At 48.6% G+C, this 13786-nt stretch carries 10 protein-coding genes and 1 pseudogene; 4 read left to right on the forward strand and 7 right to left on the reverse strand.

What is annotated here, in order from left to right:
• The first annotated feature begins 4 nt into the window (after positions 1-4).
• From ACCI49_RS14775 to ACCI49_RS14785, 3 genes are read left to right on the forward strand one after another with little or no spacing between them, the layout of a single operon-like run.
• Positions 5-1156 (forward strand): MFS transporter, encoded by a 1152-nt coding sequence (locus ACCI49_RS14775; protein ID WP_371839806.1) that lies wholly within the window; start codon positions 5-7, stop codon positions 1154-1156.
• Positions 1134-2939, forward strand: a complete 1806-nt coding sequence (locus ACCI49_RS14780; protein ID WP_371839807.1) for an IucA/IucC family protein — start codon at positions 1134-1136, stop codon at positions 2937-2939. Before ACCI49_RS14775 ends, ACCI49_RS14780 begins: the two co-directional genes overlap by 23 nt.
• Positions 2939-4111 carry a type III PLP-dependent enzyme gene (locus ACCI49_RS14785; RefSeq protein ID WP_371839808.1) on the forward strand — a complete coding sequence of 391 codons (1173 nt, stop codon included), beginning with the start codon at positions 2939-2941 and terminating at the stop codon, positions 4109-4111. Before ACCI49_RS14780 ends, ACCI49_RS14785 begins: the two co-directional genes overlap by 1 nt.
• 89 nt (positions 4112-4200) lie before the next feature.
• On the opposite strand, the pseudogene ACCI49_RS14790 reads toward ACCI49_RS14785, so the two are convergent.
• From ACCI49_RS14790 to ACCI49_RS14820, 7 genes and pseudogenes are all read right to left on the reverse strand, one after another.
• A pseudogene (locus tag ACCI49_RS14790) lies at positions 4201-4305 on the reverse strand (IS481 family transposase); the annotation flags it as partial.
• Between the two features lie 233 nt (positions 4306-4538).
• Complete coding sequence (locus ACCI49_RS14795; protein WP_371839809.1) at positions 4539-7064, reverse strand: TonB-dependent receptor plug domain-containing protein; 2526 nt, start codon at positions 7062-7064, stop codon at positions 4539-4541.
• Positions 7065-7658: 594 nt separating this feature from the next.
• Entirely contained in the window at positions 7659-8357 is a 699-nt protein-coding gene (locus tag ACCI49_RS14800) for an aspartate/glutamate racemase family protein (protein ID WP_371839811.1), read from the reverse strand.
• Between the two features lie 163 nt (positions 8358-8520).
• On the reverse strand, positions 8521-9339 hold the full coding sequence (locus ACCI49_RS14805; RefSeq protein WP_371839812.1) for an MBL fold metallo-hydrolase: 819 nt from the start codon (positions 9337-9339) through the stop codon (positions 8521-8523).
• A 320-nt stretch (positions 9340-9659) separates the two neighbouring features.
• The gene (locus ACCI49_RS14810; RefSeq protein WP_371839813.1) at positions 9660-10163 is read right to left on the reverse strand and encodes a protein disulfide oxidoreductase; all 504 of its coding nucleotides are present in this window, start codon (positions 10161-10163) and stop codon (positions 9660-9662) included.
• Between the two features lie 16 nt (positions 10164-10179).
• Positions 10180-10806, reverse strand: coding sequence for a thioredoxin family protein (locus ACCI49_RS14815; protein WP_371839814.1), 627 nt, complete (start codon positions 10804-10806; stop codon positions 10180-10182).
• 2 nt (positions 10807-10808) lie between these two features.
• The gene (locus ACCI49_RS14820; RefSeq protein ID WP_371839816.1) at positions 10809-12842 is read right to left on the reverse strand and encodes a protein-disulfide reductase DsbD family protein; all 2034 of its coding nucleotides are present in this window, start codon (positions 12840-12842) and stop codon (positions 10809-10811) included.
• Between the two features lie 168 nt (positions 12843-13010).
• Here ACCI49_RS14820 and ACCI49_RS14825 point away from each other — a divergent pair, with 168 nt between their 5' ends.
• Complete coding sequence (locus tag ACCI49_RS14825; RefSeq protein WP_371839817.1) at positions 13011-13526, forward strand: alpha/beta fold hydrolase; 516 nt, start codon at positions 13011-13013, stop codon at positions 13524-13526.
• The last annotated feature ends 260 nt before the right edge of the window (positions 13527-13786 follow it).

Consider the following 13786-nt stretch of genomic DNA (forward strand, 5'->3'; position numbering starts at 1 on the left):
GGCTATGCGAATCCTTGCCTGTGTTCTTTTATGCCACTTTCTATCGGCTTTCAGCGTGCTGGGAATGCCGCTTTTTATGCCTCGAATGTTGGGAACCTTCGGGAGTGAAGCGCCTGATTACCTGATTGGAATTCTGTTTGCTTTACCCAGTATCTGTACCGCAATGGCCGCCGCTTTTTGGGGCCGTTTTGCAGATCGATATGGGAAGCGCACATCGTTGCTGCGTGCCCAACTGGGGTTGACCATGGGGTTCCTGCTGTGTGGGTTTGCAGACTCACTGGGGATGTTCATCTTGGGGCTGTTGGTACAGGGATTGTGCGGCGGAACATTAGCCGCCTCCAACGCTTATCTGGCAACCCAGCTAAAAGGACAGCATCTGACCAACAGTCTGAACCTGACGCAGCTATCCGCACGTGTTGCGCTAATCGTCGGCCCCATTGCTTTGGGATTTTTTACCCAGCTCTCCGAGCCACTGCTACTTTACCGGGGGCTGGCATTACTTCCCCTGCTGGCCTTGTTGGCCACCTTGTGGTTGCCTGTCGATTCATCGGTTGTAGGCGATAAGCAAATAGCGGAAAACGGAGAGCAGCCAATCGCTGTGACTCAACTAGCAGTATTACAGTTCTTATTCTGCTTTTCGATGGTGGTGACTTACCCCTATTTTCTCCCCTACGCCGAGATGCTGGGGTTGACGAACGACAGCTTGGTAGGGCTGCTCTACAGCCTGCCGCACCTGGTATATGCCCTATTGCTGATACCCATAGGCAAACTGTCTTGGAGCGCGATGTCAAAAACCGTAGTGGGGCTGTCTTTATTGGCGACCTCTGGTGCTATGCAGTCATTGACAGCTTCAACAGAGATCCTGGTGCTTGCTCGCCTGTTGTTTGGCTCCGGCATATTAATGACTTACAACGGTTTGCATTTGTTGATAACGAATGTAGTGTCACCGGCCAATTCGGGCACAGTGTTCGGCCAGATTGATGCCAGTGGCAAATGGGCTGGTGTTGCAGCCGGTATATTGGCTGGCATCGTTGTCGCACAGATTGACATCAGGATGCCCTTCTTACTATCGGTAGTCAGCGCCCTACTGGCTATCAGTTTGCTGCGGATATTTAACAAAGGAAAAACGACTCGTGAATACCAAGGATGTGCTTGAAAATAGCCACACCCATTTTTTAACCGAGCTTTCGGGCAACAATGCGATTAGCTGCTTACTTAACTGTTATATTCGCGAGTACGCCAGTGCCAGAGAAGAAGTATTCGTTGATACAAATGTGGCCGATTGCCCGTTGGCGCTGAGGCAATCTGTAAGCTCGGGAAGTCAGTTGGTGTGCATTGATTTTCCTGAGTCCAGTGCTCGCATACTGATTGTGGCTGATATTGTCAGTGCCTTGCAGCGTTGTCGATTTATCAGTAGGCCTTACCTGAAAATATCCGGAAAACCCTGGCTTCCTGTACAAGCAGAAACGCTGTGCCGGTTTCTTCTCAAACATTTGTCACTGACGTTAACGGATAATTTTAATGAAGAGTTTCTACTTCAAGTCCGAAATAGTATCGAAGTAACGCAAGAATTTTTGGCAAAGAAAGTTGAAACCCCGTGTGAAGATGACAGTTTTATTCGTTCTGAACAAAGTTTGTTGTGGGGGCATGCGATGCACCCCACCCCCAAAAGTCGGGAAGGAGTTTCGATAGCCTCCTTGCTGAATTGCTCGCCGGAGACTGCTGCACGGTTCCAATTATATTGGTTTGAAGTAGATGCCTCACTGATCAAGGTGCTCGGCAACAGCGAGTTCGATGGCGGCATTGTGCCAGCAGGGGCAAACGGAGATAACCCATCCCAGAACTCAACCCGATTGTACCCCTGTCACCCCTGGGAAGTGGAAACTATTTTGGAAAACCCGTTGATTCAGGAAGCAGTCGAGCGAGGACTGATCAAGCCACGGGGCTACCAGGGACAATTTTGGGCTCCGACTTCTTCGGTAAGGACACTCTATCATCCACAATCCCCTGTCCAAATGAAGTTATCCATCCATGTGCGCTTGACTAACTGCGTCAGGAAAAATGCCTGGTATGAATTGGAAAGCGCAGTGGTTCTAACCGATCTGATTCAGAAAGCAGGAAAATCCATTAATACCGACCTCCCTGAGTTTCGGGTAATGTTGGAGCCTATGGCGACCACAATTGACCTCAGTGCATTGGCCGGAGATAGCAAGCAGAATCACGAAGAGCAATGCCGGGAATCATTCGGTATTTTATACCGAAAAAATATTGCACCCAAAGATCGTGAACGTTATCAACCAGTACTAGCTGCCAGTCTGTTTTCCTGGAACCTGGAAGGACAGAGCGTAATTGCTGAATCACTCAAAGCAACCTGTCATAAGATGCGCACTCCTTACCACAAACTGGCAACCAACTGGTTTGATAATTATGTCCGTGTGCTAGTGCCAGGCGTACTTCGCTATTTCTTTGAACTGGGAATCGTATTCGAACCTCATCTTCAGAATACAGTAATTGGGCTCAAGGATGGAGTTCCAAGCTGCGTGTGGATTCGTGATCTCGAAGGAACCAAGCTACTGCCGGAGTTCTGGCCAGAGCAGCGTTTAGGAACTCTGTCCGAACGTGCACGCTCTTCTGTTTACTACTCTAGGCAAAAAGGCTGGCAACGAATTGCCTATTGTCTGTTAATCAATAACCTGAGCGAAGCGATTTTTTACTTGTCTGTGGGCGAGCCGGGACTGGAGCAGCAACTTTGGCAAAAACTGCAGCAAGCACTCAATAACTGGCAAGTCCGTTTTGGCAAGCAACTTGAATTACAAGGTGTCCTGCAGGGTGAAGCTATACCCTGCAAAAACAACATGATCACACGATTACTTAAGCAGGCGGACCGACTTTCAAGTTATACGCCGCTGTCCAATCCAATGCAGTGGGAGCCGGCCTAATGTTAAATATTGAGGCAACGATAAAGCAGTTAGTAACGCACAGTGAAGAACCATTCTGTGCATATCTCTATGACCTGGGAGAACTCAGGTCTCATGCTCAAAAGATGATATCTGCCTTGCCAAAAAATGCAGAGTTTTTTTATGCCGCCAAGGCTAACCCAGAAAGAGAGATTCTGGCTGCGCTGTCACCGATTGTAGATGGGTTTGAGGCTGCTTCCGGTGGCGAATTGAAGTGGCTGCATCAATTGCACCCGGAGAAACCCCTGATTTTTGGAGGGCCTGGGAAGCTTCCCAGTGAACTCAAACTGGCTTTAGAGTGCGGAGTGGATGCCATTCATGTCGAAAGCCAGAACGAGTTAAAACGACTCGCTGAGTTATCGGCCCAAATGGGACGACCAGCACCGGTTTTCCTCAGGATGAATATACCACTGGATAACATAGAAGTTACCAAGCTCGCTATGGGAGGCAAGCCCACGCCTTTTGGCTTTGACCCCCAAGAGCTACCTGATGCCCTGGCAATTGTTCAGCGTAGTAATTACCTGGAACTAAAGGGGTTTCATTTTCATTTGATGTCTCACCAACTTTGCGTTGATACACACCTCAAGTTGATCCAGTTGTATTTCAACACATTTAAGCAGTGGTGCACCGACTATCAATTATCACCGCCGATACTGAATGTGGGGGGGGGCATGGGAATCAACTACCAAGACCCGGGTAACCACTTTGATTGGTGGCGATTCTGTGAAGGGTTAAAAGTGCTGATTGATGCGGAATCAATGAATGACACGAGAATTCGTTTCGAATGCGGTCGCTTCGTAACAGCCACGTGCGGTTACTACGTGATGGAAGTACTTGATATCAAGCGTAATCATGGAGAGTTCTTTGCCATTGCCAGGGGCGGTACGCATCACTTCAGGACACCTGCAGCACAAGGGCACAGCCACCCATTCTCTGTCATCAAGGGGGGAAATTCCGAAGTTAGCGTAGAAAACGAAAAAATCACTATCGTTGGCCAATTATGTACTCCCAAAGATGTGTTAGCAAAATCAGAAATGGTCAAATCTTTGTCTCTTGGGGACTATCTCTGCTTCCCCTTGGCGGGGGCATATGCTTGGAATATTTCGCATCAGAATTTTTTGATGCATGAAAAACCCAGAGTATACTTTTTGTGACTAGTTTCCTGCCAATATGACTTTCCGCGTCACTAGTCTTTCGACAACAAAGAGTAGTGACGTGACACATCCCGCACCACCACTACACTCGACACGCCGAGCATCTTACAAACCTTTGAGATATTACCGAGTTCTTCTTTTAGATTGGGCAACCCAGCCTTGTGTTTAATGATCCGATCACTAGTATGGACCATGAGGTTTATCCTTGGTTTTGGTTGCAGGTTTGGTCACCTCCATCAAAACCAGTACCCCCCTTCTATTTCAAGAGGGTGAGTCAGATTTGGGCTGAACTAGTCCAAATCACCGATAAAAAAGCCCGCTGACTAGAGCGGGCTGTCTCTCTCGGTAACAAACCCTTTCAGCAAGTTCAGCCAGCAGACTGTCTGAACTCACCAAAAATATAGGTTATGCAACCACGCACTAGACTTTAAAAGTCATACTGCGCACGCACATAATAAAGCGCGCCATTGAACCCCATGGGCGCAGTTTCCGGATATTGTGCACCAGCAACGCCGGACCAAGGATTCTTGTCAGGGTAGTTATTGAACAGATTCTCGGCACCAGCTATCAGACTTAGGGATTCAGTAAAGTCATAAGCAGCCTCGACATCCACCGTCCACTCATCACCTGCATTAATGGGAAGACTGTAATCATCCAGGTGCGCTTCCCAGTAACTGCCGTAGTAGTTCAGGCGAACGAGGCCACGCCAGCCATCACCAACATGGTTAATTGTGGCATTACCGCGAATATTTGGTAATCCATCCTCCAACTGCCTCAGACGCATGTCACTAATGGTCTCTTCCCTGTAATCAGTAACTTCCGTATCCGTCCAGTTAGCAGCAAAACTCAGGTCGGTGGCATCACCCAGAGGGTAGGTTGCCACTAGATCAATACCACGAGTCTTGGTATCAAAGTCATTGGTATAGAAGCGGAAATACTCTAGTGAATCGGCACCACTGATACCATCTGCCACTAACTGGGCACGCTCAGCATCGCTCAACTCCTGATCAGCTGATTGGGTAATACGATCACTTACTGCGATCTGGAAATAATCCAGGGTAATCTCCCAGTCACCAGCCGAAACAATAGCACCCAGAGTAAAGCTCTCAGACTCTTCAGGTTGTAGCTGTTTACCACCCTTCAACTCAGCGATAGGGTTTGTTGGAGGAATAGTGCCTTTATTTGCCAGCTGGCCATCGGTAAATGCTGTCGTAACATTAGTAATATTCGACTGGGCTGGTGTAGGTGCACGGAAACCTGTACTAATAGTTGAACGTAAGGCCAACATATCATTAACTATATAGTGACCTGACAATTTGATGTTTGAGGTATCACCAAAATCTGAGAAATCCTCCCAGCGTAAGGCGGTACCCAGCCTCAAGTTATCAGTCACCTCCAGTTCAAAGTCGGTGTAGAGTGCAATATTATCGCGGTCAAAAGTACCGACCACTTCCGGCCCAAAACCGGAGAAACCGTTAGACCCGATAAGGAAACCCTGCTCCGTCAAAGGCCCAACTGTCCAGGAGGCTTCATCTCCCATATTGACTTCAAACTCTTCTTCACGCCACTCAAACCCACCAGCCATATAAAGCGTTTTGCCGGCAAGCTCAGTCGCTTTGGTCAAGTCAATATTAAAGTTTGTTTCTGTTTGCGCATAACCACCGGGGCTAAAGTTGGTCGGTGTATCCGGTCCCATGGTGGCATTCACGGTGTTATAGATATTGAAATCTACCTTGTTATGTCCCCTGCTCGCGCTTACATCGTAGCCAATACCATTGGCAAACTCACCGCGTAGGCCGAAGACCATGGAGTAGTCTTCCAGATCGCCACCAAAACGTGGAGTAAAGCCACCGGGGAACATTTCTGTGAAAGAGAAACATTCAACAATTTCATGCGCTTCTGAAACAGAAACGTTTTCACAACTATCAATTCCATTTGTGGGATCAAGATCGCCGATTAGAGGGACTAAAATCTTATCGGGCTCTCCATCTCCATCCCTATCCTCATTCAGCTCGACTTCTTTAGCAAAAACACCTTCTCGAGTTGCCGGATTACGGTAATAAAAACCTCCGTCGGTAGAACGACTAGCATAGTTGCCGAATGCATATAGCTCAGCGGCATCATTCAGTTCGATAGCACTATTAACAAAGAACTTTGTATCGTCGTTAACTTCAGGCTGCCCCCAGACTTGAGCAGGATTAGCAATCTCAGTATATCCGTCGTCAATCAGCTGTGCTGCGTCATCGCGCTGTACACTGCGACTGGTCGAATCCTGTTCGCGATATTCCAAACTAAAATTGACGAACCCGGAATCCGTTAGAGGCAAACCAAAATTGGCAGCAACCATACTCTGGTCGCCATCCCCTTCAGCGGTAGTCGCATGCTTTACTTCTACCGAGCCCCCCTCAGCGGCATCCTTCAGTTGGAAGTTAATCACGCCGGCTATGGCATCCGACCCGTACTGCGCGGCAGCACCATCTCGCAATACTTCCACCTGTTTCAAGGCAATAGCAGGAATTGCAGAAATATCTGGCCCTTGGGCGCCATCAGAGACACCACTACCAAGGAAAGCAATTACAGCAGCGCGATGGCGACGCTTGCCATTCACCAGAACCAGGGTGCTATCCGGTGGCAGTCCACGCAGGTTTGCGGGGCGGACAATGGATGCGGCATCAGAGATTGGCTTGGCGTTCACATTGTAAGACGGCACAACATTGCGCAACAGATTGTTGAGGTCACCATCTCCCTGATTGACAAATTCATCACCAGTTACAATATCAATCGGTGCTGAGGAGTCGGTCGCAGAGCGGCCTTCAACTCGGGTACCAATTGTGATCACTTCTTCCAGAAGTGTATCGTCGGCGACGACGGGGCTCGATACGGCGGCAATCGTCACCGCCAGCAGTGATGGAACACCACAGGCCGCCAACCAGCGCCCTTTGTTTTCTTTCATAGAAATACCCTGTTAATTATCTGTCTTATCTTCCAAGTTAAAACTGGCCAACTTGCCAGGCAGTCTTATTTCTACAGACAGGACCAGATCACTATCCTAAAAAATGCGCCTATCAAAGCTAACCGTCATAACTACAGACAACGCACCACATCAGTTCGGCAACTGGACGAGGATTATCATCCTGGAGAATCACAACAGAAAGCTGTGACACATGTAGAAAGTGCCAGTAAAAATGAAAAATTAAAACACCTAATTAACAGATATTTACAATTTAGATTATGTCTTGTGGCGATTTCCTGCCTTTTGTGACACCTTTATTATTAGACTTACCCCAACTAAGAGAAAATTAAACTACGGAGAAAAAAGCAGGGAAATGACCAACATCCTTTTACAACGATATACTACAAACAATTACTATTAGAAGAGCTATCCAGCTGTAATTACATCCTAAATTATCGATTTATCAAGAAGGGGGCTCAATATGTGACAATCCAATTATTTATCCCAGCCCAACAACTTGCAGAATAGAGCTGAACAGGTATTACCAGACATGACCTGTTAACACTTATTTAACGGCTCTACCAAAATCCATTTTTAGGATTCCGACAGAGCAAAATCAATCGCCTTATCCGCATGAATTCGAGTAGTGTCGAAAAGTGGAATTCCAGTATCATCCTGGCTTACTAACAACCCAATCTCAGTACAACCGAGGATAACAGCTTCCGCCCCCATATCCGATAAGGATTGAATAATACGCAGATACTCCTTCCTGGAACTATCTAACACTTTACCCTTGCAGAGTTCTTTATAAATAATTGAGTGGACTATCTCCCGGTCAGTTTTCTGAGGAACAAGAACAGCGATTCCATACTTTTCCAGCATTCGTTGACGATAAAAATCCTGCTCCATAGTAAACGCTGTCCCCAATAGGCCAACTGTTTTTATTTGATTTTCAACCAGCTTTTCAGCAGTAGCATCTGCAATATGCAAAAGCGGGATTTCAACAGATGCCTCTACCTGGCCAGCAACATTGTGCATGGTATTAGTACATATCAGCACACACTCGGCACCAGCCTGCTCTACTCCTTTTGCTGCACAAGCCAGCAGTTGTCCGGCCTCCTCCCACTCACCAGCACTTTGAAGTTTCTCAACTACTTCAAAGTCGACACTGTACAAAATCATTTCTGCAGAATGCAGCCCCCCAAGTCGCTGATTAACCCCCTCATTAATTAATTGGTAATAGACCACTGTACTTTCCCAGCTCATACCACCGAGCAAGCCCAATTTCTTCACTGCGAATTTCTCCAAAGTTGTTACTACTGGATCAGAAGGAAAGAATACATTGCACTCGAGACGCGCTGTGAATACATCCCTGTAAGCTCGTAATCGGCATCCATGCCTCATAGGGTCCCGATCGCAGTGTATTCTTTCCTTCCCTCTTTTTAGTAATACAAACCTACTCAGAAATTTGAGAAGGGTCCAAAGCCATACAGGAGGCAATCAGGTTTCTTTTACTAAAGTTGTACCCGGATAGAATCCCCATCATATTTTCACGACCCAACAGCTTACGGGTAATTTCTTTTAGTGGAAGCCCCTGGCGACCCAGCTCTTGAGCAGCGCAGGAGAGGTTCAATAAATAATCATATTTATCCTGAAGACGCTTTTTCCCATTTTCCACTATTCCCCTGTGCGGGCAGAGAATCAATTCAAAATCGTACTTAAGCACTTTGCGAATACTTTGCATTAGGATGGGGATACTTTCATCTTTGCGCAGTAATTTCAGGTGACTGGCAACATAGAGATCCGCAGTAAAAATCCAACCGCGGTCTTGCATCAGGTAGCAGGTCATATCCTTGGCATGTCCAGGCGCTGCAATTGGAATCACCTCTTCACCGGCAATTCGCAAATCTTTTGGTAACTCAGCGGCCTCAGCCAATCCGGCAGCGCCCCATATTAACCGTTGAATCGGCGGGATTTGGAAACCTCGTTTCAGTATATCTACGGTTGCCTTGGGAGCCCGGGGCTGGACGCCGGTTAGTTTATAAATAGCGCCAGCATTCCCACTATGATCTTCATGGTGATGTGTCAGCAGCAGCTGCTTGAATGGCTTGTTCTTTACAAACCACTTAACGTATTTCCATTGGTTGCTTGGCCCGGTGTCAATAATGGTGTCTTTTAGACGATAAACAATAAAAGTAGTGTTGATTCCAAAGTCAAACCTGCCAACCCTTTGCGCATCCAGGTCTTTGTAGTCAAAAGAATCAATAACCGACACGCCACCCTCCGGCGTCGAAAAGCAAATTTTGAAGTTACATTCTTGGGAAGGTAGCTTGCGCCACCTAGCTGCTCACCCAACGGCAATTAATTATTACCACTGGGCCAGAAGGAAAGAATACACTGCACTCAAGACGCGCTGTGAATACATCCCTGTAAGCTCGTAATCGGCATCCATGCCTCATACGGTCCCGAGCGCAGTGTATTCTTTCCTTCCCCCCTTTTTAGTAGATTAACAAAGCTTGAGAAATTTCTCTGGCTTCAAGCTGATCTCGTACTCCGTGGGGGCTTTTCCATCACTATCTATACGGCAAAAGCCATCTAATCAGTCATCTCCAATCGAAGCTTTAAGCCTAGTTTGGAAGTGGTCCCGCTGGTAATCCAGGCAATTTTCCCATCACTTCCCACAATAACCATAGTCGGTGTAATCCTGACGCCCCAGAGAGCACTAATTGCACCCCCTGGATCATTGATGGTGGGAAACTTCAGGTTGTAGCGCTGCATAAACTCTTCAACCTTCTCCTCTCCTCCCGACTGCATAGCAACCCCAATGACCTGGTGCTCCCGGGCCAACTCAGAGATTTTTGGTGAAACTATGCGACAGTATGGACACCAAGAGGCCCAAAAATAAATAAGCACCGGCCCCTGGGCGGTCATCTGCTGGAGATCTAAAAAGTTACCATGGAGGGTGCGCCCCTTTAAGGGGGGCGCTTGTCCTTTTGGTATATCCCGTTGCTGGTAATAGGCAACAGCTGTCGTCACCAAGATCGCCAGCAAAATAAAAACTGCCAGTTTGCCCGCCAGCTGATACCTGCGATTTAGCACCTCAGGTGATTCCTCTTCAATACTTCACACTGCAACCATAGGCTCTAGATGAAGACTGCGGGACTCCCTTTCCCTTAAGAGAGGCATCCAAGGCGGCAGAAACGTAATTGTGGGAGCTGGCAATCACCGCCGGATTGGCCGAGTCATTGTCATCAATCGCCCCCGCGTACACCACTACTCCCTGTGGATTAATAATAAACATGTGCGGTGTAGTCTTGGCGCCATAGGCACGTCCCATATCTCCACTGGCATCCAATAGAAAAGGCCGACTGGCATTTAAATTATGGGATTTGGCGACGTCGAGTGCTTCTGCCGGCTCCAAGTAGCCCTGCTTGCCTTTTGCCGAGGAAATAACCGTTAGCCACTTGACATTCTGGCCCGTATATTTTTTCTGTAGGGCCTGCATATTGCCACTACCATAATGCTTCCTTACATAGGGACAATCTTTATTAAACCACTCGACCACCAGCCACTGCCCCGCATAATCAGCCAGGGAATGTCTTTCACCTTCTGCATCCACAACGGAGAAATCCGGTGCTTTATCACCCGGTATCGCCACCGCCAATACCAGGGTCGAAAATAGTGAAAAAAATAACAGGCTTCCCATCCGGCCAAGACCGCCGCACCAGTGATGCCTACACATGACTAATTCTCCTTTTCATTTTGGGTGTTATTGTTTTCAGCAAACAGGTCAGAAATCATATGCTTCTGTAATATTTGTGGCAAAAGCTCGGGCTCTGTCGCGCCGGCTGGGTACCATGCATAGACTGGTACCGAGTTGCGCCCAAGTAAAGCCAGGGCCTCTGTGATTTCCGGGTCCTGCCGGGTCCAATCTGCACGCAGAAGCAACACGTTATTGTCACGGAATAGTTTCTGGACTTCTGGTGTATCCAAAACCAATTTTTTATTTACCTGGCAGGTGATACACCATGCCGCAGTGTAGTCGATAAACACTGGGCGATGATCACCAAGGGCCTGCTCAAGTAGCCGCGGATCATACTTCTGCCAACTGTCGACTGCTTGCGGTGCCTCTTCATGCCCTTCAACCAGCGCCAAATACCCAATCCCCAGGGAAACCAGCAGTAGCACCCAGGCACAGGCCCGGCCAACACGGGAAAAATTACGTCCCAGCCACAGGGCGAAGGTCACCGCCAATAGCAATAGGGCACCAATCAACCAGCCACTTTCTCCCAACATCCGGCCCAGCACCCACAATAGCCAGATCACCGTAGCATAAAGGGGGAAGGCCAATAATTGCCTCAGCTTTTCCATCCAGGGCCCAGGCGCTGGCAGCCGGTTCAATAACGCAGGGCTGGCACACAACACAACAAATGGCACAGCGAGCCCAACGCCGAGCCCAAGAAAAATCAATATTCCCTCAGTGGCAGGGAGTATTGCCGCTGTGCCCAGTGCAGCCCCCATAAAAGGGCCGGTACAGGGCGCCGCAACAAATACCGCTAATACTCCGGTTGCAAAGCTCCCGCCACGACTAACACCTGCAAGATTCATCAGGCGATGACCGAATTCGAAAGCTCCACTGAATGACAGAGCCACAAGCCAGAACAGCAGTAACAGGGCCATTACCACCGGGGCAGACTGGAGCTGGAACCCCCAACCGATAGCGGCCCCTCCGGCGCGAAGTACTAACAGTAATGCCCCAAGTGCCGTGAAAGTGGTGAGTACTCCAGTGGCATACAATAGCCCTTCGAGTAGGCGCCCTCTATCACTGTGTCCCTCTCGTACCAGACCGAGCAACTTGATTGAAAGCACGGGAAAAACACAGGGCATTAAATTCAGAATAATCCCCCCGGCCAGGGCGGCCAGAACCAATAGCCATAGAGGGCGCTGCTGCGCCTGAGGCAGAGCTGCGCTAAATGACACCTCATCCAACTGCCAGGCACGGCTGCCATCGCTCAAGACAAAATCGGCAGATTGACGCAAGGCGGCCCCCGGCAGACGCTCAAAGATATAAATCAGGGTTTTCCCTTCACGCTGTAACGCCGGCTTGGCCGCGGAAAACAGATTGCCATCCAGAGGGAAAACTTGCGGCGGCTTACGCCCTTTCTCCCCTTCCAACAGTAGACGTATTCGATCCTCCCCCAGTGCAGCGAGAGCAACCGGTTCCCAGGGGCTGCTGGTACTGGGCCGTGGAATTCGTTGCGCAAAATGATTCCGCAGATTCTGGTCTCCTGATTGCCAGCGAGTCTTATCCCCTACCGGGCGGGACAAGGTCATGGTGGCAAATCCGGGAATACACTCAATTTTGCATACCAGCCACTCGAGATCCACTTGCAGGGAGACTGTCTTTACCCCCGGATCAGGCGTTAAATCGAACAGGTAAGCCACATTACCCGCGTAACCCAGGTTGGTGAGGTGCTCAATCCTGAGGCGCACAGGGAATGGCCATTCGATAGGTCCCACTGAAGCGCCAGCCGGCCTTATAGTGAAACGCGGAGCCGCACCTGAATCCCCCGGATTGCGCCAGTACACATGCCAGTCGGGATCCACCTCAAAGTAGAAGCCAATTTTTTCCGTCTTCCCCTCCGCAAAACTGGCTGGTGCCAACCAGCGTACGGTCACATGATCACCGGAAGCTGTTTCCTGAGCAGAAAGGTGGGCTTTGCCGGGTAGTACGGAAAAGCAAAGAATAAATAGCAGGAACCATCTTATAACGATCAAAGTGCTCTCTCACAGCCGTTGCCCAAAAGGTCTAAAGAATCTTTAGCTGAATCCAATAGGCGGAAAATGCATTTCCCCAGAAGGAATGCCCCATGATTTTTTGTAACACTATACTCCGATAAATCGATACTGATTCACAAGGCCAACAATGCCAAACGGGGCGCAAAGGTGCCAGAACTTCAGTTAAAAGATGGGCGTAAACTCACTTTCGACATTTACGGCGATCCCAACGGTTTCCCGGTAATCTTTAACCATGGCTTTTCTGACTCGAGACTGATCCGCAACCCCGATAACTCCCTGACCGCTTCTCTCGGAATAAGAATGATTGCTGCTGATCAACCGGGTGTGGGTGGCTCTTCTCCCTGTAGAGGGCGCAAAATGGTGGAATGGGGATTGGACATGGAAGCACTGATTAACTTCCTGCAAATAGATCAGTTCTCTGTAATCGGGCACTCCGGAGGTGGCCCCCATGCGCTCTCCATCGCTTATCATCTTCCGAAAAAGGTCAGCAGGGTCGTTCTGGCCTCCCCTGTGGCACCACTGGGCGAGACTGGAATGAACGACCTGTTAAAAAACCGGGACTTAAAACTGATCGCCAAACTTCACAGATTTCCAATCCTAATCAAATGGCTCTGTGCTTTCTCCGCGCGGAGTGCAAGCAAGGACATAAGTAGTCGGCCCTGAAAAAAAACCAAACACTTACCTCCAGCACGGTGTAATGAGGGTTTACGGGGCGATTCGGACTAAATCCACCTTCCAAAACGTAAGTAAAATATCCGTATTATTAGCCGGAACGGATTTAAGATCATAAAAATAGGTGAAAACGATTTTTTAGGGCACAAAAAAACGCCTCCAGCGCCCTGATCATCCATTTTCTCAAATTCCAGGCACACGCAGCCATGAGGAGATTTATCGCATCACCCACTGTGCCTTTGAGGAAGTTT

The organism is Microbulbifer epialgicus (genome assembly GCF_041447265.1).
Lineage (GTDB): Bacteria > Pseudomonadota > Gammaproteobacteria > Pseudomonadales > Cellvibrionaceae > Microbulbifer > Microbulbifer epialgicus.

Coding starts and splice junctions, on each gene's coding strand:
- ACCI49_RS14775 (WP_371839806.1), top strand. CDS start 5: ATGCGAATCCTTGCCTGTGTTCTTTTATGCCACTTTCTATCGGCTTTC.
- ACCI49_RS14815 (WP_371839814.1), bottom strand. CDS start 10,806: ATGTGTAGGCATCACTGGTGCGGCGGTCTTGGCCGGATGGGAAGCCTG.
- ACCI49_RS14785 (WP_371839808.1), top strand. CDS start 2,939: ATGTTAAATATTGAGGCAACGATAAAGCAGTTAGTAACGCACAGTGAA.
- ACCI49_RS14795 (WP_371839809.1), bottom strand. CDS start 7,064: ATGAAAGAAAACAAAGGGCGCTGGTTGGCGGCCTGTGGTGTTCCATCA.